We start from the raw sequence: 25,363 nt of genomic DNA, 5'->3' as shown, positions 1-25,363 counted from the left end.
AATCAGTGGTGGGGGACCTAGACAGCCCCGCCGCGGGCCGCGATCGCCTTCGCTGCAATGGTGGCAACGACGTCCAGGTGGCGCCGGACGGCTGCCCGGGCGGCCGCGGAGTCGCGCGCGACGACCGCGTCCGCAAGCTCCAGCAGATTCGCATGGTCCAGCATCTCCGTCCGCGCCCCCTCGGGGAGGATGCCAGACCACAGTGCGGCGGTCGACAGTTCCTCGTATGCGCCCAGCAGTTGCTCCGAGGGAGAGAGGCTAATCAGTTTGCGGTGGAAGAGCCGCGCGGCATCCACGTACTTGTCGAGGTCCGCGGACCCCGCAGTTTTAATAACATATGTGAGAGTCTCCCTCGCCAAACGGAGCTCCTCGATCTGCTCCTCGCGGGCGTGCGGCAGATGCGTGTCGATTACTCCAGCCTCGATGGCTGCCTGCGCCGCGAAGAAAGCCTGGGCCAGCTCCGCTGTGATGGGTGCGGCCGCCGCCGAACCGTCAGTGGCACGGGTGACGAGTCCCTCCGATTCGAGCCGCACGATTCCCTGGCGAACGTACTCCGGCCTGCTGCCCAATTCCTCGGCGAGGACGTGGGGGTCCAGCGGGGCCGATACAGGAGTGCGTCGCTGCAGGACATGCCGGCGAAGGGCCTTATAGCTTTTCTCCACCGCGTCGTGCTCGAAGCGGCCGAAAGTCCCCCGGTAGTAGGTCAGGGGTTCCCCCGGGAAGGCGGCGGCATCGATGACCTCCCCCAGAAAAACCGTGTGGGTCCCGCCGGCAGTCGTTTCGACCACCCGGCAGGCGATGGTGGCCAATGAGCCATCGATCAGCGGGACCCCATTCGGGGCAGGGGACCAGGAGATGCCGGCGAACTTGTCGGTGCCTTTGCGGGCGAATGCCGAGGCAGTTTCTCCCTGATCCTGAGCCAGAATGTTCACGCCGAAAATTCCCGATGCCGCGATCCGGTCGTGCGTGGCACTGGAGCGGTTGAGGCATACCAGCATCATCGGCGGGTCCATGGAAAGGGAAGCAACCGCCGATGCCGTGGTTCCGGCAGGGAGCCCATCGTTCGCCGTCGTAATGACAGTCACGCCAGTGGCAAAGTGCCCGGCCACATCCCGGAACACGGTCTGGTCAACCAGCTGTCGAGGGCTTTCACCAGCTTGGGGGTCGGTGGTTTTCATCGTGGTTCTCCTGAGCTAACGGGTTCGGCGCGAGCGCCCCATGGGGACGACAGTAGCAAGGTCACAAACATTTGTTAATGAGAAACTATTGCCTACGTCACATTCGATCCGTAATGTAACAGTTGTTAGTGACGCGGTCGACGGGCCGCTGACTCCCCAAGTTCTCTCTGCTCGTAAGGTCGGTACAGCAATGACAGTCAGTTACCTCTCTCCGGTGGGGATGCTCGGAGGCGGCTTCACGCCCGAGCATTTCGAAACCGCCGTCAGGGAGCGCCCCTTGGATTTCGTGGCGGTCGATTCCGGCTCCACGGATGGCGGCGCTAACAACCTGGGCGAAGACAAGTTCTTCTTCTCCCGCGACGCAGTCAAGCGAGACATGAGGCTGCTCTTGATCGAGACACGGCGGAAGGATATTCCGCTCCTCGTGGGGTCCTGCGGCGGATCCGGCGGTAACTGGAATCTCAACTGGATGTGGGAGATTGTGCAGGAGATCGCGCGTGAAGAAGGGTTGAGCTTCACCACCGCCCTGATTCCTGCGGAACCTGACCGCGACGTTCTGATCAGCAAACTGCGCGAGGGCCGCATCCGGCCACTCGATCCTGCCCCGGCGATCACTGAGGATACGCTGCGTGACACCCATCGCATCGTGGCGATGATGGGAGTGGAGCCATTTCAGAAGGCGTTGGAAGGTGGCGCCGACGTAGTCCTGGCCGGCCGTGCCAGCGACGCTGCCCTGATGGCTGCGGTCCCTCTGATGAAGGGCGTTGATGCGGGGCTGGCCTGGCACGCCGCCAAGATCGCCGAATGCGGCGGCGCGGCCGTAACCCAGATGACAAAGCCCGAAGGGATGATCTGCACCTTCGAGGACGACTACTTCATCCTGGAGCCGGTCAGCCCCGAGCAGCAGTGCACTCCGACGAGCGTCGCCTCCCACGCACTGTACGAAACGTCGAACCCCGTGGAGATGCAGGAGCCCGGTGGCACGATGCTGCTGGACGCTGTTACGTACGAGGCCCACACCGACCGCACCGTCAAAGTCAGCGGCAGCCGCTTCGAACGGGCAGAGGTCTACACCGTCAAGCTAGAGGGGGCCGCGCTGCAAGGCTACCGTTCCGCCGTTCTGGGTGGGGTGACCGACCCGGTTGTCCTGCGCAATTTCGACGAGTGGTTCGAGCGCGCCAAGGCCGGAGCCGACTACACCATGCGCCGTGCTCTTGGAAACGATCGCGCGGATCAGTGCACGACAACCTTCCGCATTTACGGACGCAACGCGGTCCTCGGGGACAGGGAAACCCGTAAATTCGACAACGACCACGAGATCGGTATTTTCATGGTGACGGTCGCACCAACGCAGGAACTGGCGAACAGCGCCATGGCCACCATCAGCCACACCATTTTGCACTTCGCGGTGCCGCAGTGGCACGGGCTCGTGTCCAACTTGGCGTTCCCCGAGGCACCGCACGAAATTGAACTCGGCCCCTCCTATTCCTTCGTGTTGAACCACGTCGTGGAGCTGGACGACCCGCTGGAGTTTTACGACATCGAATTCAAGGAGGTCTGACCGTGGCGACTCTCGGTTCCCTGGCGCAACTGATCCGGAGCAAGAATGCCGGGCCGTGGAAGCTAACCGTTGACGTGATGCTTCCCGACACTGAAACCTACGAACGGGTCCTGGCCTCCGGGGTGATCGACCAGGACACCATCAGCAGGCTCTTCGGCATCGAGGCCAGCAAGGTGGAGATTTACCACTATGCCCCGGCCAAAGCCATCAAGATCAGCTTCCCGAGGTTTCGACCCAACGGCCATCCGGAGGACACCGATCTCTTCGGCGGCCAGCAGTTCGCACCGCTGGTGGACCTCGAGGTTCCGCCCGCGCACTCCGCCGCCTAACTCATCATCATCAACTCCCGCAACGAAGCGGGTTTTCCAGGAAGGTCCACCATGCATCGCAAAAAGTCCCGTTTCATCGCCGTTCCCGCCGCCCTTGCCGCCCTCGCGCTGGCTGGGTGCGGTGGAGGCGCACCCTCATCCTCCGGAAGTGCTGCCGCGGCGCCCGAAGGAGAAACGATCGCCGTCACAATCAGCATTCCGCCGTCGTCCTTTGCCACGCCCATGTATCTGGGTGTCGAGGAAGGTATCTTCGAGAAGCACGGGTTTGATGTCACGCTCCAGCCGGGCACGTCCATGGCTGAGATGATGCCGTTGCTGATGAACGGTCAAGCGCAGTACATCTTCGCCGACCTGCACAACACCATCATCGCGAAGGAAGAGGGCATGCCGATCGCCGTCGGCGCGCCGAACGGCATTAACTCGGAGAAGGAGCCGGAAGGCAAGGGCTTCGCAAACCTCATGGTCGCCGAGGACTCCGGCATCGACGAGTTGAAGGACCTCGAGGGCAAGAAGATCGGCACCAACAGCATCAACGGCCAGGCTCAGCTGGACAACATGACGTACCTCGAATCCAAGGGCGTGGACACCTCCGGCATCGAGTGGATCGCCGTTCCAACCCAGCAGGCGGTCGCCGGTCTCAAGCAGGGCCAGTACGACGCCATCACCATCGCCGAACCCGGCGGCACCGCGGCCATGCATGGAGGCGGGGTGGAAATGCTCGGTTCCGCAGACGCCGCCATGCCCGGGTCTCCCATGTTCGTGCTCGTCGCCCAGGAATCGTACCTGGCGGAAGACCCCGAACGCGCCCAACGATTCCAGGAGGCGATGATCGAGGCGAACACCCTGGCCAATAACGACCGTGCCGCCGTCGAGGAGACTCTGGCGTCCTTCATGGATCTCCCGGAAGCGATTATCAAGGAGACCGTCCTGCCCGGTTTCTCCGAGGTGCCGTTTGAGGCGGCCAAGACCGAGCCTGTCATCGAGCGGTTGAAGAAGAACGGCATCCTGCCCCAGGACAGTAATCCGGACCTCGAGGCGCTCTTCCCCGTGAAGTAACCCCGCGGCCTACTCGGAGGAAACTGATATGACCCACCAAGCAACGCCCCTGGCTGCACCGGGGCGGCAGGTTGTCGCCCCTGCGCGGGCGCGGCCGGCCCGCAGGACCTGGGGCCGGGAACTGGCCTCGCAGGTCGGGGCCGTGACTGCGGCACTGGTTCTCTGGCACGTTTTCTCACTGACGGGAATCGCGCAGAAGGCGGCCATGCCGGCACCGCTGGAGAGCTTCGTTCGTTTCGCCGAGCTGCTCGTCACGGCGTCGTTCTGGACGACCATCGGCTCGACGCTGTTCAGCTGGTCGGTTGCGCTGCTGCTGAGCCTGATCGTGGGAATTCCGGTGGGGATGATGATTGGCCGGTCCCGGAGGGCGGCGGACAGCGGGAAGTTCCTGATTGATTTCCTGCGGACCATCCCGTCCCTGGCCATCATCCCGCTGGCACTGCTCCTGCTGGGGCCAACAAGCGCCATGGTCGTCATGGTGGCCACTTTCACGGCCGTATGGCCAGTGCTCATTCAGGCCATGTACTCCGCAGAGCACTCCGATCCCGTCTTGTCACGCGTAGCGCGGTCCTTCCGCCTCACCCTGGCGGATAGGATCCGCTACGTATTGGCACCGGAATTTTTGGCATTCTTTTGGCCGGGAGTGCGGATGGCCGTCACGGCCTCGTTGCTCGTGACAGTCGGTGCCGAATTGATCGGAGGTGCTCCGGGCATTGGGCGGGCCATCCAAGACTCCCTGCTGGTCAACCAGCAAGTCACCATGTTTGCGTATGTGATCGCCGCGGCGATGATCGGTCTCGCCATCAACGCCACCCTGATGCTCCTGCAGTGCAAGCTGCTGTGGTGGCACCCCTCCATCCGAAAGGAGCAGTGAAGCGTGGCTCTTCAAACACCGCCGACCGTCACGCCTCGACGTTTCCGGCGCCGTCCCAGATGGCAAGCGTTCCTGTGGCAGGCGTGGCTTCCCATGCTCGCCCTCGCCGTCGTCTGGGTGGTCAGCGCGCAAAGCACTTCGTTCTACTTCCCGCCGGCCGAAGACGTGTTCCGGAAGACGTCACAGGTCTGGTTCCCGGATGCCCTGATGACCGAACTGCTGCCGAGCCTGGCGCGGCTCTCCCTGGGCTTCGGAATTGCAGTCGTGCTGGGCATCCTTCTCGGTGTCCTGCTGGGTTTGGTGAGGCCGGCGGAAGTAGCGGTCCGGCCCCTGACGGAAACAGCTCGGGCCATCCCCGGTGTCGCGCTCCTTCCCATCGCGATGATGTTCTTCGGCACCGGAGAATCGATGAAACTCGTCATGATCGTCTTCATCTCGATGTGGCCGATCGTGCTCAACACCATCGAAGGCGTCAGGTCCGTCGACCCTGCCTTGCGCAGCGTCATGGCCTCCTTCCGGATCACGCCGATGGACAGGTTCCGCAGTGTGTACCTTCCCGCGGCTATGCCCCAGATCTTCTCCGGGGCGCGCATCGCCTTGGCCATCGCTGTAGCGGTCCTGGTGGCCGTCGAGATGTACGGCACTCCCGGCGGCATCGGTTACTTCATCCGCAACGCGCAACAGACGTTCCGGATCGTCGACATGTGGACCGGCCTGGTCATCCTTGGCCTGTTCGGATACCTACTCAACGTTGTCTTCCGCCTGCTGGAGGGCCGCGTCCTGCGCTGGCACAAGCGCATGGTGAAGCACGTTCAAGGAGAGTCATGACCAGCACCCCGCACACCGCAGCCCGCAGCGACCAGCCGATCCTAGAGATCGACGGATTCTCCTTCTCCTATGGGGAAGCGCACATCCTGCAGGACATCAACTTCGCGGCGGCCGCCGGCGAGTTCGTCTGCATTGTTGGTCCTTCGGGAGCAGGCAAGACCACGCTGCTGCAGTGCCTCGCGGGCCTGCGCCGGCCGACGTCGGGGCAAATCAAACTCAATGGTGTCGAAATCACCGGTCCGCCGGCGGAGTTGGCGGTCGTCTTCCAGGATTATTCGCGTTCGCTGATGCCGTGGCTTAGCGCCAAGGAGAACATCGCCCTGCCGCTGAAGAGCGCAGGAATCGGGAAGAAGGAACGCGAGGCCAAAGCTTTGGCCGCGCTCGAAGAGGTCGGCCTCGCCGCCGCCGCGGACTTGTATCCCTGGGAGCTTTCGGGCGGAATGCAGCAGCGTGTCGCGATCGCCCGCGCCCTGGCCTATGAGCCGGCACTCGTCATCATGGATGAGCCGTTCGCCTCGGTCGACGCCCAGACCCGCGCGGATCTCGAAGACCTGACGCTCCGGATCAAAAAACACCGGGGGATCACGGTCATACTCGTCACGCACGACATCGACGAAGCCGTTTACCTTTCCGACCGCGTGTTGGCATTGTCAGGGCGTCCGGCCCGGGTGGCCGACATCGTAGAGGTAGATCTTGGAAACAACCGCGACCAGATCACCACCAAAGAACGCCACGAGTTCGCCGGCCTCCGCTCACGGCTATACCGGCTGATCCGGCGGCCCGAGCAGCAGGACTCCGTCACGGCACTGCCCGAAGCCCACTAGCAACATCGAAGGATCACCATGGAAACCATTCCCACGCTCATTGGCGGCGAGTTCGTTACCGCGCGGAGCGGTCAGTACATCGATTCCATCAGCCCCTCCACCGGTGAGGTTTATCGTTCCGGCCATCGTCACGGGCAACACGGTGCTGCTCAAACCTTCGGAGCACACGTCGCTGTCCACCCTGGAGTTGGCCAAAGACTTCAACGAAATTTTCCCGCCGGGCGTGGTCAATGTGATCACCGGCTACGCGAACGAGGCCGGAAACGCGATCATCGACCACCCGCAGGTGCGCCGCATCGCCTTCATTGGCGGAGCCGCCGGGGGCCGGGCAATCCAGGAGCGCGCCGCCAGGGCCGGGGTCAAGAACGTTTCGCTGGAGCTTGGCGGCAAGAACCCGCTCGTGGTGTTCCCCGACGCCGACCTCGACGTCGCTGCGGACGCAGCAGTCACCGGGATGAATTTCGGCTGGCAGGGCGAGTCGTGCGCCTCGACGTCACGCCTGATGGTCCACGAATCGATCCACGACGAGTTCGTAGCCCGGGTGGCCGCGAAGATCGACGCCCTGCGCCCCGGCGATCCTCTGGACGAGACCGTCGACACCGGAGCCATCGCGAGCCGTCCGCAGTTCGACAAGGTGCTCAGCTACATCGAGCTCGGCAAGCAGGAAGGACGCCTTGTCGCAGGCGGAGGCAGGGCGACAGTGGAAACACTCGAACGCGGTCTCTTCGTCCGTCCCACCATGTTCGACGGGATCGAACCCGGGGCGCGCATCGCCCAGGAAGAGATCTTCGGCCCGGTCCTGGTAGCCATCAAGTTCAAGGACTATAACGACGCGGTCCGTATCGCCAACGGCATCGAATACGGGTTGACGGCCAGCGTCTTCACCAACGACTACGGAACAGCGCAGCGCTTTGCCCGCGATGTCGAGGCAGGCTACGTCTGGGTCAACACCGTCTCGCGGCTGTTGCCGGGCACCCCCTATGGCGGTATCAAGAACAGCGGCCTTGGCCGCGAGGGGCATCTCGACGAGCTTTATTCCTTCACGAACACCAAAAACATCACGTTCAAGTTCTAGCTTCTCTCGCACGACGGAAAGGCAGCGCACCATGGAATACCGTGAATTCGGACGGACGGGCTGGAAAGTCTCGTCCTTGATGATGGGCACCATGCAGTTTGGCGGTGATTGGGGCGACCAGGACGACAAGGATTCCGTTCGCACCCTCCACGCCGCGCTGGACGCCGGCATCAATTTCTTCGACACAGCCGATATGTACGGCTTCGGCCACGCCGAGGAAATGGTGGGAGAAGCCGTCAAGGGGCAGCGGGACAAGGTCTACATCGCCACCAAGTTTGGCTACCAGTGGCAGGAATACGGCGAAGAATGCGGACGCCAGCCACGGATCTATTCTGGCCAGTTCGTCCGTGACGCCATCGAAGGCAGTTTGCGCCGGCTCAACACCGACTACATCGACCTGTACCAGGCGCACAACTGTCCGCCGGAAGTACTGGCGTCCGAAGAGTGGTGGGCCGAGATGGGCCGGCTCGTGGAGGAAGGCAAGATCCGTTCCGTGGGCGTCACCGTAGGGCCCGGCGATTTCGGAACTCCAGACGCCATCGAGGCCGCCAAGCATCCGGAGTGTGGCTCAGTGATGATCGCCTACCACCTGCTCAGCCAGAACCCGGCGCGCGTGGCCTTCCCCTTCATGAAGGACCGGGGAGTGGGCGTGATTTCGCGCGGCCCGCTGGCCATGGGGCTGCTGACCGGAGCCTACGACGAGGACACAGTGTTTGCGGAGAACGACACCCGGCGGCACTGGCACCGTGACGACTTCCTGCGCCGCTTGGACCAGGCCCGGGCGTTTGATTTTCTCGTTGAGGGTCCCGTGACATCCAAGGCCGATGCGGCGCTTCGCTTCGCCTTGTCCAACCGCGACCTCTCCACCGTCTTGGTGGGAATGCAGACTCCGGAACAGGTGCAGCAGAACGTTCGGGTCGCAGAAATGGGCAGCTACGAAGTCGATCAGCTGCAGCAGATCGCCGAGCTGTACGACTCCTGGGCCGAGCACGAGTCGAAGCTGCCCGACATGATCAAGAAATAGCCCACGCCCGCCTCCATTGGGGGGCAGCGGCCGTGCGGGCGCTGCCCCCGTTCTTGGTAGGATGCGGCAATCTTTGATCACGAAAGTTCCATGCGGCACCGGAAGGTGAAGATCCAATGTCAGGCGACAGTGAGGCGAGCATCGAAAAGGCCCTGGCCGAAACAATGCCGCCGGTATTTCAAAACGTCATGAAGCTAACCCGGCTCGGAGGCCAGTTGGCCCGACCGTTCTTCCAGACTTACGCCCAAAATTTTTCGCTGACCCTCAACGAGTGGCGCGTAATTGTGGTCCTGCATGCGCGTCCCGGTACGGCTGCGCAGGACGTGAGCCGGTTCACTGGCGTCCACCCCATGAACGTCAGCCGCGCGATCAGTACTCTGAAAGACGCCGGGCGGGTGACGGCTGTGCCGGACGCGCAAAACCATCGCCGGAAAATGTTGTCTCTGACGGACGAAGGCGAAAGGCTGTTCGCCGAGCTGTATCCAAGTTCGGAACAGCAGGCTGTGCGGTTGTTTTCCGCGCTGTCACCGGCCGAGCAAGCCCTTTTTGGCGAGCTCCTGGACCGGCTGCTCGACCGAGCTGAGCTGATCATGGGCGAAGAGGAAGATCAGGCCGATGATGCACGCCTGATCTCCACAGAGATGTAGCCGGCCACGAGGCATTCCGCAAATTCACCGAGGTGTTCCTTGAGCAGGGCAAGATCCTCAACGCAGACCGTGACGCCTCCCGGCCGCCGACGAAGTGATCTTCGTGGGCAAGTGACAAGCAGATTACGCAACCCCGCGACCAAGCAGTTGGCAGCAAGACCATCACTAAGCAGAGAAAGTAACTGATTATGGCTTCGAAGAGACACCTCGCGCTGACCGTCTTCATGATTACCGGCGGTTACCACTACGACAGCTGGCGCAGGCAAGATAGCCGTGCCGAAGAACTGGGTTACCTTGACCTCGTTGTCGATATGGCCAAGAAAGCCGAGGCAGCGAAACTCGACGGTATCTTCTTTGGTGACACCGTGACGGCCGGTGCCGTACCCGGCATGGACCCGACGGTGGCCGGCCACTACGAACCGCTGACTACGCTGTCCGCACTTGCGGCGGTGACCAAGCGGATCGGATTGATCGGCACGGCTTCCACTACCTTCAGCGCTCCATACAACGTGGCCCGTCAATTCTCCGGCCTGGATTCGCTCTCCGGAGGGCGTGCAGGATGGAATATCGTCACGTCGTCGTTGGGCAACGAGAACTACGGCATGGAAGAAATGCCGTCACCGTCGGAGCGTTACGAGATGGCAACAGAATTCGTCGACGTCGTCACAGAGCTTTGGGACTCTTGGGCTGACGACGCTGTTGTCGTCGACCGTGAACGCGGTTCCTGGGGGGATCCGGAACGTATCCGGGCCATCGACCACCAAGGGAAGTACTACTCCGTCGCAGGGCCTATCAACATGCGGCGGTCACCGCAGGGTAGGCCTGTACTCGTCCAGGCGGGATCATCGGTGGACGGCATGCGGCTTGGCGCGGCGGTGGGGGACGCAATCTACACCGCCCAGCCGGACCGATCGAAAGCCGAGCAGTTCTACACCGAGTTCAAGTCGGTTGTGAAGAGCAACGGACGGAACCCTGATCACGTCAAGATCCTGCCCGGCATCGTGCCCATCATTGGCCGAACGGAAAAGGAAGGGCAGGAGCTCGCCGCCGAACTGGGGAGCCTGGTCAACATGGAGAACGGCCGCCGCACGATGGAGCAGCGGCTGGACACCAAGCTCGATGACATCGATCTGGACGAGAGCATCCCAGCCGAACGCTTCAACCTGGAATCGGCCCGCACCAGCCGTGCCCGCACTGAAATCTTCATGCGGCTGAGCGTTGAACAGGGCTACACACTCAGGGATCTGATCGTGGAGAACGCGCGGGGCCACGGCCACGGGTGGATTGTCGGTTCTGCCTCTCAAGCGGCAGACCGCATGGTCGAATGGTTTGAATCGGGCGCCTGCGACGGGTTCTCCCTTAACTCGCCGTACATTCCGGGCGGTCTCGACGATATCTGCGAGCTGCTCATCCCTGAACTTCAGGACCGCGGCTACTTCCGCGAGGAATACGAGGGGACAACGCTGCGGGAGCATCTGGGCATCGAACGTCCAGGTGCATGGGACGAGTCCTCGGCCCTTGCGGGGCAGGTTCAATAGCAGTCAATTGAGCCACCGGCAAGATCCTCGTGCTTCACCTGACGGATGCCCGGCCAGGCGAGGGCGCGGGCATTCCCTCAGGTGCGTGCCGAGTGTGCATGCCGCCAAGGACCATTCTCTGATGACGACGGCGGTGCTCACGGCCGAGGGAAGTCCGGGTCCGACCCTTACTTCGCGGCAAATAGTTCGGAGAGCGGTAGGACAACCCGAGGTTGGACGTTCCACTTCACGGTCAGGTGCAGCCGTGGCTCGCCACCCCTTCCCGCGCGCGGTCCAAGGCGCAAGAATGAACGCGGCACGGAACGCGCCGCATCCACTACGGAAGGCAGACCCATGGCACTGGACCTTAACCCCTACCTGCAGTTCAGCGGCAACGCCGCGGAGGCGATCGAGTTCTATCACTCCGTGTTCGGCGGTGAGGTGCAAAAGATGACCTACGCGGAGGGAATGGGCGACGAGAACCCCGAGACCGGCGCGAACATCATGCACTCGTCGGTGTTCGTGGACCGCGGCTTCCTGCTGATGGCCGCGGACGCGCCGCCCGAGATGCCCGCGACCGGAAACGGCTCCATCTGTCTTAGCTCCAGCGGAGAGGACCCGGCCGACGAGACCAAGTTGCGGACCTATTGGGAGCGCCTGAGCGACGGCGCGACCGTCGACATGCCGCTGGAGAAGGCGCCGTGGGGTGACTACTACGGACAGCTCACGGACAAGTTCGGCGTGAGCTGGATGGTCAACATCACCGGTCCCGAAAACGCCGACGTAGCACGGTAAGCGGCAGCCGGCAGAACGGGGACTACATGGCCATCACGGATTTCGACCGTTACCCGCTCACCTTCGGCCCCAGCCCGGTCCACCGCCTGCCCCGGCTCAGCAAACATTTGGGCGGCGCGCAGCTCTGGGCCAAGCGGGAGGACGTGAATTCCGGCCTGGCCTACGGCGGCAATAAGACCCGCAAGCTTGAGTACATCGTCCCGGACATCCTCGCCGAGGGCGCGGACACCATCGTGTCCATCGGCGGCTTCCAGTCCAACCACACCCGGCAGGTGGCAGCAGTGGCCGCGACACTCGGCCTGAAGGCCCTGCTGGTGCAGGAGAACTGGGTGGACTGGCCGGATCCGCTCACCGACCGCGTCGGCAACATCCTGCTCTCCCGGCTCATGGGAGCTGACGTGCGGCTCGACCCGGCCGGCTTCGACATCGGCATCCGCGACTCTTGGCAGAACGCCATCGCCGAGGTCGAGGCGGCCGGCGGCAAGCCCTACGCCATCCCGGCCGGAGCCTCCGAGCACAGGCTCGGCGGGCTGGGATTCGCCAACTGGGCCTACGAGGTACAGGAGCAGGAGAAGGAACTCGGCGTCTTCTTCGACACCATCGTGGTCTGCACCGTCACCGGCTCCACCCACGCCGGCATGATCGCCGGGTTCGCCGCCCTGCAGGACGCCGGCGGCCGGCCGCGCCGTGTGATCGGCATCGACGCCTCCGCCACCCTGTCCAAGACCCGCGAACAGGTCGTCCGCATCGCCCGCAACACAGCGCAGCTGATCGGGCTCGAGCGCGAACTGCACGACGACGAGATCACCGTGCTGGAGGGCTGGGCCGGCGACCTCTACGGCATTCCGGTCGACTCCACGCTGGAAGCCATGCGGCTGAGCGCCTCGCTCGAAGCCATGATCACCGACCCGGTCTACGAAGGAAAATCCATGGCCGCCCTGATCGACCTGGTCAGCAGCAAGCAGATCCCGGCCGAGAGCACCGTGCTCTACGCCCACCTCGGCGGCCAGCCGGCCCTCAACGCCTACAGCGGCCTCTTCCGGAGCTAACAAACAACGAGGGCGGCGCTCGCCTGAGCGCCGCCGTTCAGCGGGTCTTTCGGCCAGCTGGGGAGCGCTAGCGGGCCAGTTGGATCAGGCTGATGTACAGAACGGTCACGGCAAGCGCAGCCAGCACCTGCCACAGCACCACGGTTTTCCGGCCGGCGGGCCTCCGGTGTACCTCGTGCTGGTACTCAACGGCATCGATGGCAAGGCCAATGAGGACGGCACCGCCAAGGTTCGTCCAAAACCCGTTGCCGGCCACATTGAAAAGGGTGATAAACAGAAAGATGAAGGCAATGCCGAGCACATCGCGAAAGACTTTGCCGCCGCTGGAGAATTTCCACTCCAGGTAGCTTTTCGGCTTCTGCTGAGTTTCTGAAGTCGTTTGATCGTGGGTTGTCATGCATTTCCTTCGGGCTTAGTCTGCCGTCATTGTGCCATGGCCGCGGACTAGGTCACAGTTTGAGCCAGCTTTACGATCCACTCGGGTGTCTGGTGCCCTTGCTTCTTGTCCGTGACTACACGCAGCTTGGCCGCTTGCACTTTAATGTGCTCCTGCTGGGAATTCTCAGTAGCTGCACGGGAGCGCGGCTCGACCTCCACATCCTCAAGAGCCGAGACCTTTTGCGCCAAGACGTCTGTTGAAGCGACCTGAAGGATTCTGGCCTCTTCTTGGCCGGCCAGGCTACTTTCGGCGAGGAGCGCCAACACGCCGAGCCCGATGACTTTCCGATCCAGGCTGGAGGACATCGAAGCATCCAGCGCCCACTCCGCTCTCGCCCACCACTGGGAACGACGATCGGCCTCGGCCTGAGCCCGCATGCTGCGCCAGCCTATGTAAGCGGCGATGAGGGCAGCCAAGAGGATGGCCAGCGGACCGAGAGAAGCGAGGACGTCCCACACGATAGGGTCATCGGCCCGCACAACCACCTCGACCGGTTCCGGAACCTGCTGCACGATCATGGCTCCAACCTAGGGCATGCCTCCGGTGAAATCCCGTCTGACCGCAAGTCCCACGCCGCGCTACTACCAAGATGCTGCGCCTGCGCGACGGCAACCGGACTGGACGACTGGACCTTTGCCCGAAGACTGGGATGATCAGGGTATGACCATTCCAGTGACGTTTATCCCTTCCGACTTGGCCCGCGCGGCCCGCGCTTTGACGCAGGTCTCGTCCAAGGTGATCGCCAAGGCAGCGAACCTGGACAAGAAGCAGGTTCGAGACTTCGAAAAGGGCAACCAAGCGTTGACTCCCGAGCAGAATGAGCAGCTGCGTCTTGCCCTGGAAAGGTTCGGCGTCGACTTCATAGCTGACGACGACCACGGCGGCTACGGTGTGCGCCGCAAGTTCAACGCCACCAAGATCCAGCGCCTGGAAACCTGGGAAGGCGAAGGCGGAGCGGCTCACGAGGACGGCGTTTAGGGCACTCCGAGTCTGCATTGCCCTCGCGAGAGGTTTGTGTTCTCGTGTAGGTGCCATCTTCAACTCGCGTACTGAAACCCTGCGGATTCTTTCGTTCGTGCCGTGGTAAGTCGCGGATGGACACCGTGAAGCGTGTCTGTCGAGCGATAGAAGCCCACCTCCCGCCGGCTCTTTTGCTTCTCATCGCGATTCATCAGGCTGTCTAAAATGCCAAACTTCAGATTCGTGCGCAACTCGACAAGAGGACGATACGCTCAGGTTCGGGGATGCTTTCGAAGGGATGAACACAAAGAGGTCTGCGAGCGGCGTAAGCGCCGCTGCCCATTCGCCTCAGTCAAGTATTCCGTCCCCGCTAGGGCGAAAGCTTCGAAGGACTCGCTGAGCTAAACGCGGTGTTCATTTCTTCCCGATGCTGATTATCGTGTGGTGTTGCAGCAGGCTTCGAGCTTCCCGATGGCGACTGAGACACAGTACGAAATTATTCGTGCGCCAGCCTCACCTCAGTGCATGCTCATTGCCACTAAAGTGGCATCTAGTTTGTGAGCAGCGGTAACCGTCGTTGCTGAGTGGTTGTGCAACCTGGAAGGTGACCTTGGCAAAAGAACGTAGTCTTGCTGCAGACCCAGTAACGCTGCAGGAGCGCCTCAAAGATGATGTCCAACTTCTGTGCCCGCTGTTCCAAAGAAAGTACGTCTGGACGGCGAAAGAGATTGATCAGCTTTGGGAGGACATAGATTCAGTCCTAGACGGCACGGCAGAACGCCGGTTTCTCGGCGCACTGGTGTTCGCTGACCAGGAGAATTCCTCATCGACGAGCGCTGGTAAGTATCTAGTGATCGATGGGCAACAGCGAATGACCACACTAGTCCTGTCTGTTATCGCTCTCGCGGAACGAGCAGCTGAACAGGGAGAAGAAGGGCTAGAGCTAGCCAAGGATCTGTTCGAGCAGTACATCGTCAGCCGTAAAGCGAACACTAAGAACCAGCCGAAGTTGGCGCCTACGCTTATCGATACACGTCAGTTCAACGAGATTCTTCGGCAGGCTTTCGGCGACTTGTTCGCGCTGGACATCAATGAATCCAAGGAAGTTGGCCCAGCACAGGGCACTATGACTAAGTCCTACGGGTTGCTGCGGAAGAAGGTCATCAACCGGACGCAGGCAGACCCGGATGCGGCGGACAAAGAGGCTTCTGTCCGTCAGAGCATCCTGCGTCTTATGGATACGGTGCTCGACCGGCTTGAGTTCGTTGAAATTCTTCTTGGTGAAGAGCATGACCCGAATGAAGTCTTCGATCGCTTGAACAAGGAAGGCGTTCGACTCGGCATAGTCGATCTTGTGCGCAATGAAGTTCTTAAAAGACTAAGCGACGATCCCAAGCAGGCGCTGCAGTTGCATTCTCAGGAATGGTTGCCTTTTGAAAAGGCATTTGGTGACTCGACAACAGGATTAGATTCCTACTTCTACCCGTATGCGTTGACCGTGGACAGCAAGATAACGAAGGCGAAAGTCTTTGCGATGCTGTCGAAACAGTGGAACGCTCAGTTCAAAGACACCGGCTTGGCTCCAGAGCAGCAGCTGAAGAAGATAATGGAGGGCCTCAAGAGTCACGTTGTTTCCTACAACGCCATAGCGCGTGGGAAAACGGATCAGCTGGATGAAGACGTCGTCAAGTATGTTCTGAAGCTAAACGACATGAACCGGCCAAGTTCTGTGTATCCGTACGTTATGCAGTTGCTCACGGCTCATTCCCTTGGCAAGGTGGAGGCACCCCAGGTCGAGGAATGCTTGAGAATTATCGAATCGTTCCTGGTGAGACGGGCATTGCGCGGCATCGAGCCTACGGGCTTGCACGCGATCTTCAAGGGAATGTGGGATTCGGCCGGGGCCGATCCGTCAGCGGTGCGCAAGGCAATCGTGTCGAAGACTATTGTGTACCCGAGCGATGAACAGATTCAAGAAGCCATCATGGAGTGGCCCATGTATTCCCGCAAAATACTGCCGTACGCAATGGCTGAATATGAGCGGGAAGTCTCCGTCGTGGATGTCATGAAGTCCTTGCCGGAAATCACCGTCGACCACCTCATGCCGCAATCGCGTAAGGGCGACTGGGCAGAAGTCATGAGTAACAGTGACTTCGAGCGCCTGGTCGATACGTGGGGGAACCTTGTTCCACTCTCGGGTCCGGCTAACTCAGCCAAGAACGCGAAGAGTTGGGCCGAAGCCCGTGAACTGCTGCAGACAGAGACTGTGTTCTCTTCCACCAAGCAGGTCTACACGACTCACGAGGAATGGAACGCTGAAACCATTCAGGCGAGGTCTAGGGCCATTGCTTCATGGGCGGTTGACCGCTGGCCTTTCTTCAGTGAGTACCTTAAGGACGCATAGCTTCTGAACGGCTGGATTGCAAGGAAGATAGAGCGGGGTCTGCCAGCCACGCTCTATCTTGTTTGCCGTTACGCAGGTGCAGCACCATCGGAGAGCCACACGCGGCGTTCCGTTTGGCAGTGCTTCCGCAGGACCGCGGGCCCGCCCGACCCTCGTGTGCTTGTGGCGAAGTAGCGTGAACCAAACGTCCCTGCGGAAAGTCTTTGGTGCCGGCGGCGGAATGAGGGGCTGGCTATTGACCTCGGCCCGCCGCCGGACAGATCAGGCGGCGGCGATTCCCTGACCGACGACAGCTTCTCCAGCAGGTAGTTCTGGTACGCGGGGATCGTCAGGAATGCCGGGAACTCTTCGCACATGAATTTGCGGGACGGCCGAGATCCTTGTGCGGGGCGCCGGCATCGGCAAGGATGCAGGTGGTCCCCGTGCTGCGAAGAAGGAGCCGACGCCATGACAAAGTATCTGATCTCGTTTCCGAGTGCCGCCATGGTCTTCCCGGAAGAAGACCTGCCGGCCGTTTCGGACGCAGCGCACGCGGTCGTTCAGGAGGCGAAGGACGCCGGCGTCTGGGTGTTCGGCGGCGGCATCGATGAGAGCATCCCTCCCGTCCTGGTCGACGGCGATGGGACCGTGAGTGAGGGCACCTACCCGCAGACGGCGCAGCTTGAAGGCGGCTACTCGGTGCTGGAGCTGCCTACGTATGATGCGGCCTTGGAGTGGGCCGCGAAGATCGCGGTCGCTTGCCGTTGCGCGCAGGAGGTGCGGGCTTTCCAATATGACCCCGCCAGCTAGGTCCCGGCTGGGTGATCCTCGTCCCTGGGCTCAAGATCGATATCACAACGAAGAACGCCGGGTGCGGCTCTGTACGTAGAGCCGCACCCGGCGTTTTCATTCACTGTGCTTCCGCAGGGGCCGCCGGTCCGCCCGACCGTCGGGCTGCTTGTGGCGAAAGTACCGTGGACCTGGCGGCCCTGCGGAAAATGAGGGCCGATCTGATCATCTCGAGATCCGGTATGCGCACTCTCAAGCGACTAGTACGAAGCATGCCTGACGATGCCACAGTGCAACCACCGGGCATCGTCTGCTTCTGGCCAAGCGGAGCTCTTTAGGTAGAAGGGAGTGTCGATCGACGGGCCATCTGGCGCCAAATTGCGTGATCCAGTACCCAGGGTGAGGTGCCTAGTTCATCTGCAGCCGTGGCCAGCAAGCGACGTGCCTCGTCGATGGAGGGCTTACGGCCCAAAGCGGAAGAAATCCATCGAAGGATGTGACGATCCGGTTTTACAGTATTGTCGTCTCCTGCCGTCATCCATATGTAGCCAGTCCGGATGCCGCTAAGACCGCTGCCTTTGACCCGCCGCATGGCGGTTTCAATGTCCTTCAGCCTGTCTGTCTCGACGAGCAGCTGAGGGACGTCCGCCAACACCTCGACATCGAAAGCGACGAGAGTCTCGGCCAACTGTCGGACGGCGGCCGCTTTGAGAATGCCGCCTCGTGTTGAGGTCAGCTGTCGGTTCTTGAGAACGTCGGCCGCAAAGACTTCATCATCAATTTCGGCTACCGATTTCAAAAACTGACTCAGCGTTTGTTCCCCGTTGCGGGGACTGATGCTGTTGTAGTTTTCGGGGTAGATCAAGGCGTCCTGCAAGCCGGCGTATTCGGCGTAGCGTTTGACCGTTGGCACAACAGCGGCGTTGTAGCGTGCGCCAATGGAGAACGTCGCAGCGAGCAAACAAAGAGACAAATGGCCCCATCGTGAAGTTCTCGGCGATAAGTCCAGTTCTCGTCGCGCCTTTTCCACAAGTGCAGAGGTATTGATTTGTGGCATTATAGGCCTCCGGTCTGGACGTTCTTCTCTTATATCGAAGTATTGCATCGTGACAGCGTTTTGGGAGGAAGGAGATCGTTTGCACAGAATCTGACGCACGTTTCCGGGTTGGGGCGCTCCGCGGCCGTGATGACGTTTGGGAAACACCTATAAGAGTCAGTGGACGTCGGGTCCACCGGCCTCGGCCAGTTCACCGAGCACGGTGATCGCCTCGTCTGCATCGCCATCGTCTGGGTTCTCCTGAGCAACATCAGAAGACGACATTTCCGCTTCCTCGTCACCGAGGTGCGGGTACTTCTCAAGGAGGAAACGCTTCCGGTACTCAATGTTTGCGACGTCAACGATCGACTCCAGAGTCGTCCAGTTGAAGGCACCGCCAAGGACGATCCCGGCTGCGGGTACGACCTTTCCGAGCCCCTGCTTGGTAAGGCGAACGGCAAATTTCTCCGCAAACTTTTTGGATACCTGGGCGACGATCGAATGATCCAAGACCGCCCAGGTACTCCCGCGGACGAGATTCTGAACGAGCTTCGAAATGTCGGCCATCGCGGCGGCCTTCGCACTCGCGGACATCGCAGTCCCGGCGTTGACAACGGACATCACGAAAAGCTTCTCGGCTGGCTCTTCGGGATCGTAGCCGTAGAGCAACGAGATGTGGCCGACGGAGCGGGACGCCAGACCAAGCACAAAGGCAGCGTCACCGACGAAAGCGCCGGCGATCGCCGCTGCCGAAGGTGCCGCCGCAACGCCACCAGTGACTGGAACGGCAAGTTCTCCTCCGGAGATGATCAGGCCGGCGCCCGCTCCAGAAGCTGCCGCGATAGCAGGGTAATACCAGGTCGCTCCTCGTCCCCGGACAGCGTCGATTTGCTCAAGGTCGAGGTTGCGCAGGTCGAGCAGTCTCGCAACGTCGTGGCCGCGCTTCTGGTGGCTCGCAACCACTCGCTTGGGTGAGAGCCCCACCCGAGATACACGTCCCACGGACCGCCGCATCGACCCAAAAGCAACTTCACTCCAGTCTGGGAGGGCATCCGCTGCCATACGGGCTCCGGCGCCCACTGCTTGGGCGCCCTTGGCAGCGAACTTCTGACCCCGAGATACCGCCGCTTGGGCTCCTGGCCGCCTCTCCAGATACTGCGTTGCGCGCTTGCCGATCCCCGCAGCACCGGTAGCAACTTGCTCACCGGCATTCCTCACCATTCGTGAGAGTGGCCGGCCCTCGAACCGTTGGATGTTACGCCATGCATCTAGCTCATAGGCCGAGAGTTCATTCATACAGTGAGTCTATGGGCCAAGACTGACATATAAAGGATGATTAGGTGAGTGTTGGTGATTGCGCTATTCCACTTTGTCCCAGTTAGTTGGTGACCCCCCGCCGCAGCCTAAAATGCGAGCACCGTGCGTCTAACGAAATCCTGCATCATCGCGGCATGCCTTTGGCGCACTTACGAATCTAAATAATCGGACCGTGGCAAATGAGGTACTTAGAGCATCAGTCGGTGGGCTTGGACGTTTCCGCAGGACCGGCCGGGTCCGCCCGGATTTCGGGCTGCCTGTGGCGAACGGCGTGGACCGGCCGGTCCCGCGGAGTTGGTCGGTCCCCGTTCAATGAACGGAGACCGGGAGTGCGGTGATGGCACCTGCACGTGAACCCGGCAGTTGACCAGAGGCTGGCTATAGGACCCCGGTCAGCCGCCGGACAGTTATAAAGGGTTCAGCCGAGGGCGATGCCTCGGGTGAGGATGTGATGGCCCGAGACGCTGTGATCAATCGCGACGCATAACCAGAACATCGCGCGGGCAGCATCCCCCGTCCCCCACACCCGCCCTCCGATCCGGGCCACCATTGCCAGTGGCCCGGGAGCGGAGGAGCGAGGAGACCTAGGCTGCAGCAACCACCTTCAGAGGCGACTTCTCCAGCAGGTAGTTCTGGTACGCGGGGATCGTCAGGAAGGCCGGGAACTCTTCGCCGAGCGCGACCTCTTCGAAGATCTCGCGGGCGTCGTCGAACCGGTCGCCGTCGAACCGCGGCAGGCCGGCGAACTCTTCCTCCAGCAGTTCGCGGACCCATTCCCGGGTGATGATCTCGCCGTCGTCGGTCACGGCATGGGCGTGGATCCACTGCCAGATCTGCGAGCGGGAGATCTCCGCCGTCGCGGCGTCCTCCATCAGGTTGTGGATGGCCACAGCGCCGTTGCCGCGCAGCCAGGACTCGATGTACTGGATGCCGACTTCCAGGTTTGTGCGGATGCCGGTCTCGGTGATGGAGCCCTCGGTGCCGGCGACGTTCAGCAGGGCGGCGTCGTCGGGGATGACGTCCTCGCGCTGGCGGTCCAGCTGGTTCGGCCGGTCACCCAGCACGCCGTCGAACACCTCGCGGCAGACCGGCACCAGGTCCGGGTGCGCCACCCAGGAGCCGTCGAACCCGTCGGAGGCCTCGCGGGTCTTGTCCGCGTGCACCTTCTCCATGGCGATGGCGTTGGCCTCCGGGTCGCGGCGGCTGGGGATGAACGCGGCCATCCCGCCGATCGCCATGGCGCCGCGGCGGTGGCAGGCGCGGACCAGCTGCTCGGTGTAGGAGCGCATGAACGGCGCCGTCATGGTCACCTGCGTCCTATCCGGCAGCACGAACCGCGGCCCGCGGGCCCGGAAGTTCTTGATCACCGAGAAGATGTAGTCCCAGCGGCCGGCGTTCAGCCCGGAGGCGTGGTCGCGCAACTCGTACAGGATCTCCTCCATCTCGAACGCGGCCGTGATGGTCTCGATCAGCACGGTGGCGCGGATGGTGCCCTGCGGGATGCCCAGCAGGTCCTGCGCCAGGATGAACACGTCGTTCCACAGCCGGGCTTCCAGATGCGACTCGATCTTGGGCAGGTAGAAGTACGGCCCGCGGCCCTGAGCGATCAGCCGCTGGGCGTTGTGGAAGAAGTACAGCCCGAAGTCCACAATGCCGCCGGCCACCGGTTCGCCGCCGATCAGCATGTGCTTCTCCGGCAGGTGCCAGCCGCGCGGCCGGACCACGATGGTGGGCAGGTCGGTCAGCGTCTGCCCGGTCAGCTTGTATTCCTTGCCGGTGTCGGAGACGAAGTCGATCCGCCGCTCCAGCACGTCGGTCAGGTTCAGCTGCCCGTTGACCACGTTGGACCAGCTGGGCGTGGAGGAGTCCTCCATGTCCGCCAGCCACACCTTCGCCCCGGAGTTCAGCGCGTTGATGGTCATCTTCTTCTCCACCGGCCCGGTGATCTCCACCCGGCGGTCCTCCAGCCCGGGCGCCGGGGGAGCGACCCGCCAGCTGTCATTCTCGCGGATGTGCCGGGTGCCGGGCAGGAACTTCGGGTCGTGGCCGCGGCCGATCGACCGGCGCCGGTTCTCCCGCTGGACCAGCAGCTCCCGCCGCCGGGCCGCGGTGGCCTGGTGCAGCCGGGCCACGAACTCCAGTGCCTGCGGCGTCAGCACTTCCTCCTGCCGGCGCACCGGCGCGGCGGTCAACGTAATCCCGTTCAAGGTAATCGGATCATTCATCGCTCATTCACTCCTCAAGATTCCAAGTACGACGGCGGTGCTCACTTGAGCGCCCAAAGTGGCGCTTGTGGTGAGGTGCCCTAGGAGGCGAGCACCGCCGTCGTGATAAGGGAGGGGCGGCAGGGTCCCTACGTGGCGACGAAGTCGACACGAAAGGGCCCGCCCATCCCGTGGTTAGTGGAACTGGCCCTCTTCGGTGGAGCCGACCAGTGCCAGGGTGCTGCCGTTGGGGTTGAGGGCAGTGGAGATGGTGTCGAAGTAGCCGGTGCCCACTTCGCGCTGGTGCTTGGTTGCGGTGTAGCCGCGGTCTTCGGCGCCGAATTCGCGCTCCTGCAGGTCCACGTAGGCGCTCATGCCGTTGCGGGCGTAGCCGTGGGCCAGGTCGAACATCGAGTAGTTCAGGGCGTGGAAGCCGGCCAGGGTGATGAACTGGAAGGTGAAGCCCATCGCCCCGAGCTCGCGCTGGAACTTGGCGATCGTCGCGTCGTCCAGGTGCTTCTTCCAGTTGAAGGACGGCGAGCAGTTGTAGGAGAGCATCTGGTCCGGGAACTCGGCCTTGACCGCCTCGGCGAACTTGCGGGCCAGCTCCAGGTCCGGGGTGCCGGTCTCCATCCAGATCAGGTCCGAGTACGGGGCGTAGGCCTTGGCCCGGGCGATGCACGGCTCAATCCCGTTGCGGACCTTGTAGAAGCCCTCGGGGGTGCGCTCGCCGGTGATGAACTCGGCGTCGCGCTCGTCCACGTCGGAGGTGAGCAGCGTGGCGGCCTCGGCGTCGGTCCGGGCGATGATCACGGAAGGGGTGCCGGCGACGTCGGCGGCCAGGCGGGCCGCGTTCAGGGTGCGGATGTGCTGGCCGGTGGGGATCAGCACCTTGCCGCCCAGGTGGCCGCACTTCTTCTCCGAGGCCAGCTGGTCCTCCCAGTGCACGCCCGAGGCGCCGGCGGCAATCATGGACTTCATCAGCTCGTAGGCGTTCAGCGGCCCGCCGAAGCCGGCCTCGGCGTCGGCCACGATCGGCACCAGCCAGTCCTCAACGGTCTGGATGCCCTCGGAGAACTCGATCTGGTCGGCCCGCATCAGCGCGTTGTTGATCCGGCGGACCACCTGCGGCACCGAGTTCGCCGGGTACAGCGACTGGTCCGGGTAGGTGTGGCCGGAGAGGTTGGCGTCGGCGGCCACCTGCCAGCCGGAGAGGTAGATGGCGCGCAGCCCGGCCTTGACCTGCTGCACCGCCTGGTTGCCGGTCAGCGCGCCGAGCGCGTTGGTATAGCGGCCCTCGGCGGCCTCCTCGGTCAGCTGCTTCCACAGCTTCTGCGCGCCGCGCTTGGCCAGCGTGTGCTCTTCCTGGACCCGGCCGCGGAGGCGGACGACATCCGCTGCGGTGTAGTCGCGAGTGATGCCCTCCCAGCGGGAATCCGCGGCCCACTCGAGCTCCAGTTCCTTGGCCGCTTCCTCAGCGTTCAACGGGGCCGGCTCAAATGATGCAGTCATTGCTGTCTCCTGTTCGGTGTCGGGTCCGGCAGGTTCCGATCCTCGGTGATCGGTCCGGGCCAAATCCTTCGTGAAACCGACTATTCCGCACTCTGCAACACCCAAACCAGAGTTGGTGCTGGAAAGATTTGCAGTTCTTCTCGTATTCTCAAGAAATGACATCCACCAGCTGGAATCGTCCCGCCAAGCACGACGGCGGTGCCTCCTCCGAGTCCGAAATCGACGTCATCAGCCTGGGCCGGCGGGTGCGGCACCTGCGGAAGGCCCAGGGCATGACCCTGGACGATCTCGGTGCCGCCGTCGGCTCCGCGCCGTCGCAGCTCTCGCTGATCGAGAACGGCAAGCGCGAGCCCAAGCTCGGCATGCTGCAGGCCCTCGGCAAGGCACTGGGCGTGGGCATCGACCAGCTGCTCGGGGCCGAGCCGCCCAGCCGCCGGGCCGCGCTGGAGATCGAGCTAGAACGCTACCAGCGCGGCCCGCTGTACGAGTCGCTGGGGCTGCCCAAAGTCCGCGTCAGCTCGCGGCTTCCCATGGACGTGCTCGAGTCACTAGTGGGGCTTCAGCACGAGCTGGAGCGCAGGCTGGACGAACAGGCCGCCACGCCCGAGGAAGCCCGCCGGGCCAACACCGAGCTGCGCAAGGAAATGCGCGCCCGGAACAACCACTACGAGGACCTCGAGGCCCAGGCCCAGGAACTGCTGAAAGCGGTAGGTTTCAAGGGCGGTCCGCTGTCCCACCACGTGGCCGCAGACATCGCCGAACACCTCGGTTTCAGCCTGCAGTACGTCAGCGACCTGCCGCATTCCACCCGGTCCGTGACGGATTTGAAGAACAACAGAATTTACCTGACCCAGGGCCACCGGTCCGAACACGACCCCCGGTCGGTGCTGCTGCAGGCCGTCGGCCACTACGTCCTGGGGCACCAGGCGCCCACCGACTACGCGGACTTCCTCCGCCAGCGCGTCTACACGAACTACTTCGCCGCCGCCCTGCTGATGCCGGAGCACGCCACGGTGGACTTCCTGCAAAAGGCCAAGACCGCCAAGGAACTGGCCATCGAGGATCTGCGGGATGCCTTCAGCGTCTCCTATGAGACCGCTGCGCACCGCTTCACCAACCTGGCCACCCACCACCTGGGCATCACCTGCCACTTCCAGAAGGTGCACGTCTCCGGCATCATCCACAAGGCCTACGAAAACGACGGCGTGAACTTCCCGGCCGACCACACCGGCGCCATCGAAGGCCAGCCCGTCTGCCGCAACTGGACCTCACGGGCAGTGTTCGACGTTCCGGACAAGTTCCGCGCCTTCAACCAGTACACGGACACCAAAGCCGGAACCTTCTGGTGCACAGCCATCACTGAGCGCCACTCGTCGGGGGAGTACTCGCTGAGCATCGGCATCCCCTACAAAGAGGTGAAGTGGTTCCGCGGCCGCGACACCACCGAACGCTCCGTCTCCAACTGCCCCGATGAAACCTGCTGCCGCCGCCCACCCGCCGACCTCGCAGCCCAATGGGCCGGCCACGCCTGGCCCAGCGCCCGCGCTAACTCCCACCTCCTCGCGGCCCTGCCGCCCGGTGCCTTTCCTGGAGTCGACGAGACGGAAGTGTATTCGTTTCTGCAGGCACGAGCGGGGCGTTAGGTGGCTGGAGTGCTCGCCTCTCCTGCCCCGGCCTGAATGCGGATGATGGACGTAGCGCATTCATTGCTCTCGCGTTGCCTAAGCGCTGCCCAGACAACATCCCTGAGCTCGTAGATGGCCAATGATCGGGATTTGGGCGAGGTGAAGTAGGTGGGCGGTCTCCTGACTCTGACGGTGGCTGTGACTTGGGGCGCGGGGAAGTGCGCAGTTGCTTTAGTTGCGCGGTCAGCGGTAACAAGTTGATGCCCGTAGCGCCGGGCCACTTATTGTCCGCTCACTTAAGACCCTAAGCCGTTCGACCGCTCTGCGCTTGCCGGACCATG

Annotated in this window: 23 protein-coding genes; 16 read left to right on the top strand and 7 right to left on the bottom strand. The window is 62.5% G+C overall.

Annotated features, from left to right (window positions below):
• Positions 1–17: 17 nt before the first annotated feature.
• Positions 18–1,178, bottom strand: a complete 1,161-nt coding sequence (locus AC5RVD_RS05320; RefSeq protein ID WP_494126270.1) for a flavin reductase — start codon at positions 1,176–1,178, stop codon at positions 18–20.
• 190 nt (positions 1,179–1,368) lie between these two features.
• On the opposite strand from AC5RVD_RS05320, the gene AC5RVD_RS05315 reads away from it, so the two are divergent.
• The 12 genes from AC5RVD_RS05315 (at position 1,369) to AC5RVD_RS05260 (ending at position 12,757) form a co-directional block, all read left to right on the top strand.
• Positions 1,369–2,739 (top strand): acyclic terpene utilization AtuA family protein, encoded by a 1,371-nt coding sequence (locus tag AC5RVD_RS05315; protein ID WP_494126269.1) that lies wholly within the window; start codon positions 1,369–1,371, stop codon positions 2,737–2,739.
• Positions 2,740–2,741: 2 nt separating this feature from the next.
• Positions 2,742–3,068, top strand: coding sequence for a DUF4387 domain-containing protein (locus AC5RVD_RS05310; RefSeq protein WP_494126268.1), 327 nt, complete (start codon positions 2,742–2,744; stop codon positions 3,066–3,068).
• A gap of 51 nt (positions 3,069–3,119) precedes the next feature.
• Positions 3,120–4,124, top strand: coding sequence for an ABC transporter substrate-binding protein (locus AC5RVD_RS05305; RefSeq protein ID WP_494126267.1), 1,005 nt, complete (start codon positions 3,120–3,122; stop codon positions 4,122–4,124).
• Positions 4,125–4,152: 28 nt separating this feature from the next.
• Entirely contained in the window at positions 4,153–4,998 is an 846-nt protein-coding gene (locus tag AC5RVD_RS05300; protein WP_494126266.1) for an ABC transporter permease, read from the top strand.
• Between the two features lie 3 nt (positions 4,999–5,001).
• Positions 5,002–5,826, top strand: a complete 825-nt coding sequence (locus AC5RVD_RS05295; protein WP_494126265.1) for an ABC transporter permease — start codon at positions 5,002–5,004, stop codon at positions 5,824–5,826.
• The gene (locus AC5RVD_RS05290) at positions 5,823–6,650 is read left to right on the top strand and encodes an ABC transporter ATP-binding protein (RefSeq protein ID WP_494126264.1); all 828 of its coding nucleotides are present in this window, start codon (positions 5,823–5,825) and stop codon (positions 6,648–6,650) included. Before AC5RVD_RS05295 ends, AC5RVD_RS05290 begins: the two co-directional genes overlap by 4 nt.
• Positions 6,651–6,753: 103 nt before the next feature.
• The gene (locus AC5RVD_RS05285) at positions 6,754–7,725 is read left to right on the top strand and encodes an aldehyde dehydrogenase family protein (RefSeq protein WP_494126263.1); all 972 of its coding nucleotides are present in this window, start codon (positions 6,754–6,756) and stop codon (positions 7,723–7,725) included.
• A 31-nt stretch (positions 7,726–7,756) separates the two neighbouring features.
• Positions 7,757–8,749 carry an aldo/keto reductase gene (locus tag AC5RVD_RS05280; protein ID WP_494126262.1) on the top strand — a complete coding sequence of 331 codons (993 nt, stop codon included), beginning with the start codon at positions 7,757–7,759 and terminating at the stop codon, positions 8,747–8,749.
• Positions 8,750–8,865: 116 nt separating this feature from the next.
• On the top strand, positions 8,866–9,396 hold the full coding sequence (locus AC5RVD_RS05275; protein ID WP_494126261.1) for a MarR family winged helix-turn-helix transcriptional regulator: 531 nt from the start codon (positions 8,866–8,868) through the stop codon (positions 9,394–9,396).
• 188 nt (positions 9,397–9,584) lie between these two features.
• A complete protein-coding gene (locus AC5RVD_RS05270) occupies positions 9,585–10,934 on the top strand; it encodes an LLM class flavin-dependent oxidoreductase (RefSeq protein WP_494126260.1) in 1,350 nt (449 codons plus the stop codon).
• A gap of 333 nt (positions 10,935–11,267) precedes the next feature.
• Positions 11,268–11,708: a VOC family protein gene (locus AC5RVD_RS05265; protein ID WP_494126259.1), complete on the top strand. Its 441-nt coding sequence runs from the start codon at positions 11,268–11,270 to the stop codon at positions 11,706–11,708.
• Between the two features lie 26 nt (positions 11,709–11,734).
• Positions 11,735–12,757, top strand: a complete 1,023-nt coding sequence (locus tag AC5RVD_RS05260; RefSeq protein ID WP_494126258.1) for a 1-aminocyclopropane-1-carboxylate deaminase — start codon at positions 11,735–11,737, stop codon at positions 12,755–12,757.
• Between the two features lie 67 nt (positions 12,758–12,824).
• Here AC5RVD_RS05260 and AC5RVD_RS05255 read toward each other — a convergent pair whose 3' ends face one another.
• Both AC5RVD_RS05255 and AC5RVD_RS05250 read right to left on the bottom strand, forming a co-directional pair.
• Complete coding sequence (locus AC5RVD_RS05255; protein ID WP_494126257.1) at positions 12,825–13,154, bottom strand: hypothetical protein; 330 nt, start codon at positions 13,152–13,154, stop codon at positions 12,825–12,827.
• Between the two features lie 47 nt (positions 13,155–13,201).
• The gene (locus AC5RVD_RS05250) at positions 13,202–13,714 is read right to left on the bottom strand and encodes a hypothetical protein (protein ID WP_494126256.1); all 513 of its coding nucleotides are present in this window, start codon (positions 13,712–13,714) and stop codon (positions 13,202–13,204) included.
• A gap of 142 nt (positions 13,715–13,856) precedes the next feature.
• Between AC5RVD_RS05250 and AC5RVD_RS05245 the strand changes: the two genes are divergently transcribed.
• The 3 genes from AC5RVD_RS05245 to AC5RVD_RS05235 all read left to right on the top strand — a co-directional run bounded on the left by AC5RVD_RS05245 (position 13,857) and on the right by AC5RVD_RS05235 (position 17,349).
• The gene (locus AC5RVD_RS05245) at positions 13,857–14,174 is read left to right on the top strand and encodes a hypothetical protein (RefSeq protein ID WP_494126255.1); all 318 of its coding nucleotides are present in this window, start codon (positions 13,857–13,859) and stop codon (positions 14,172–14,174) included.
• Between the two features lie 592 nt (positions 14,175–14,766).
• Positions 14,767–16,560: a DUF262 domain-containing protein gene (locus AC5RVD_RS05240; protein WP_494126254.1), complete on the top strand. Its 1,794-nt coding sequence runs from the start codon at positions 14,767–14,769 to the stop codon at positions 16,558–16,560.
• A 447-nt stretch (positions 16,561–17,007) separates the two neighbouring features.
• Complete coding sequence (locus AC5RVD_RS05235) at positions 17,008–17,349, top strand: YciI family protein (protein WP_494126253.1); 342 nt, start codon at positions 17,008–17,010, stop codon at positions 17,347–17,349.
• 313 nt (positions 17,350–17,662) lie between these two features.
• Here the strand turns inward: AC5RVD_RS05235 and AC5RVD_RS05230 are convergent, their stop codons facing one another.
• The 4 genes from AC5RVD_RS05230 to aceA all read right to left on the bottom strand — a co-directional run bounded on the left by AC5RVD_RS05230 (position 17,663) and on the right by aceA (position 23,397).
• A complete protein-coding gene (locus AC5RVD_RS05230; protein ID WP_494126252.1) occupies positions 17,663–18,385 on the bottom strand; it encodes a DUF8548 family protein in 723 nt (240 codons plus the stop codon).
• Positions 18,386–18,541: 156 nt separating this feature from the next.
• A complete protein-coding gene (locus AC5RVD_RS05225) occupies positions 18,542–19,660 on the bottom strand; it encodes an EcsC family protein (RefSeq protein ID WP_494126251.1) in 1,119 nt (372 codons plus the stop codon).
• A 605-nt stretch (positions 19,661–20,265) separates the two neighbouring features.
• Positions 20,266–21,906 carry a malate synthase A gene (gene aceB / locus AC5RVD_RS05220; protein ID WP_494126250.1) on the bottom strand — a complete coding sequence of 547 codons (1,641 nt, stop codon included), beginning with the start codon at positions 21,904–21,906 and terminating at the stop codon, positions 20,266–20,268.
• A gap of 174 nt (positions 21,907–22,080) precedes the next feature.
• Positions 22,081–23,397, bottom strand: coding sequence for an isocitrate lyase (gene aceA, locus AC5RVD_RS05215; protein ID WP_494126249.1), 1,317 nt, complete (start codon positions 23,395–23,397; stop codon positions 22,081–22,083).
• 128 nt (positions 23,398–23,525) lie between these two features.
• Here aceA and AC5RVD_RS05210 point away from each other — a divergent pair, with 128 nt between their 5' ends.
• Positions 23,526–25,040, top strand: a complete 1,515-nt coding sequence (locus AC5RVD_RS05210; RefSeq protein WP_494126248.1) for a helix-turn-helix domain-containing protein — start codon at positions 23,526–23,528, stop codon at positions 25,038–25,040.
• The last annotated feature ends 323 nt before the right edge of the window (positions 25,041–25,363 follow it).

Source organism: Arthrobacter sp. THG-b23 (assembly GCF_059091265.1).
The sequence above is the reverse complement of the archived record's forward strand: the minus strand, read 5'-3'. Positions and strand labels throughout refer to the sequence as shown.

Bases quoted from the DNA above. Each gene is read 5' to 3' on its own strand.
- AC5RVD_RS05320 (WP_494126270.1), bottom strand. From the start codon at position 1,178: ATGAAAACCACCGACCCCCAAGCTGGTGAAAGCCCTCGACAGCTGGTT.
- AC5RVD_RS05315 (WP_494126269.1), top strand. From the start codon at position 1,369: ATGACAGTCAGTTACCTCTCTCCGGTGGGGATGCTCGGAGGCGGCTTC.
- AC5RVD_RS05305 (WP_494126267.1), top strand. From the start codon at position 3,120: ATGCATCGCAAAAAGTCCCGTTTCATCGCCGTTCCCGCCGCCCTTGCC.
- AC5RVD_RS05300 (WP_494126266.1), top strand. From the start codon at position 4,153: ATGACCCACCAAGCAACGCCCCTGGCTGCACCGGGGCGGCAGGTTGTC.
- AC5RVD_RS05290 (WP_494126264.1), top strand. From the start codon at position 5,823: ATGACCAGCACCCCGCACACCGCAGCCCGCAGCGACCAGCCGATCCTA.
- AC5RVD_RS05280 (WP_494126262.1), top strand. From the start codon at position 7,757: ATGGAATACCGTGAATTCGGACGGACGGGCTGGAAAGTCTCGTCCTTG.
- AC5RVD_RS05275 (WP_494126261.1), top strand. From the start codon at position 8,866: ATGTCAGGCGACAGTGAGGCGAGCATCGAAAAGGCCCTGGCCGAAACA.
- AC5RVD_RS05270 (WP_494126260.1), top strand. From the start codon at position 9,585: ATGGCTTCGAAGAGACACCTCGCGCTGACCGTCTTCATGATTACCGGC.
- AC5RVD_RS05265 (WP_494126259.1), top strand. From the start codon at position 11,268: ATGGCACTGGACCTTAACCCCTACCTGCAGTTCAGCGGCAACGCCGCG.
- AC5RVD_RS05260 (WP_494126258.1), top strand. From the start codon at position 11,735: ATGGCCATCACGGATTTCGACCGTTACCCGCTCACCTTCGGCCCCAGC.
- AC5RVD_RS05255 (WP_494126257.1), bottom strand. From the start codon at position 13,154: ATGACAACCCACGATCAAACGACTTCAGAAACTCAGCAGAAGCCGAAA.
- AC5RVD_RS05250 (WP_494126256.1), bottom strand. From the start codon at position 13,714: ATGATCGTGCAGCAGGTTCCGGAACCGGTCGAGGTGGTTGTGCGGGCC.
- AC5RVD_RS05245 (WP_494126255.1), top strand. From the start codon at position 13,857: ATGACCATTCCAGTGACGTTTATCCCTTCCGACTTGGCCCGCGCGGCC.
- AC5RVD_RS05235 (WP_494126253.1), top strand. From the start codon at position 17,008: ATGACAAAGTATCTGATCTCGTTTCCGAGTGCCGCCATGGTCTTCCCG.
- AC5RVD_RS05230 (WP_494126252.1), bottom strand. From the start codon at position 18,385: ATGCCACAAATCAATACCTCTGCACTTGTGGAAAAGGCGCGACGAGAA.
- AC5RVD_RS05225 (WP_494126251.1), bottom strand. From the start codon at position 19,660: ATGAATGAACTCTCGGCCTATGAGCTAGATGCATGGCGTAACATCCAA.
- aceB (WP_494126250.1), bottom strand. From the start codon at position 21,906: ATGAATGATCCGATTACCTTGAACGGGATTACGTTGACCGCCGCGCCG.
- aceA (WP_494126249.1), bottom strand. From the start codon at position 23,397: ATGACTGCATCATTTGAGCCGGCCCCGTTGAACGCTGAGGAAGCGGCC.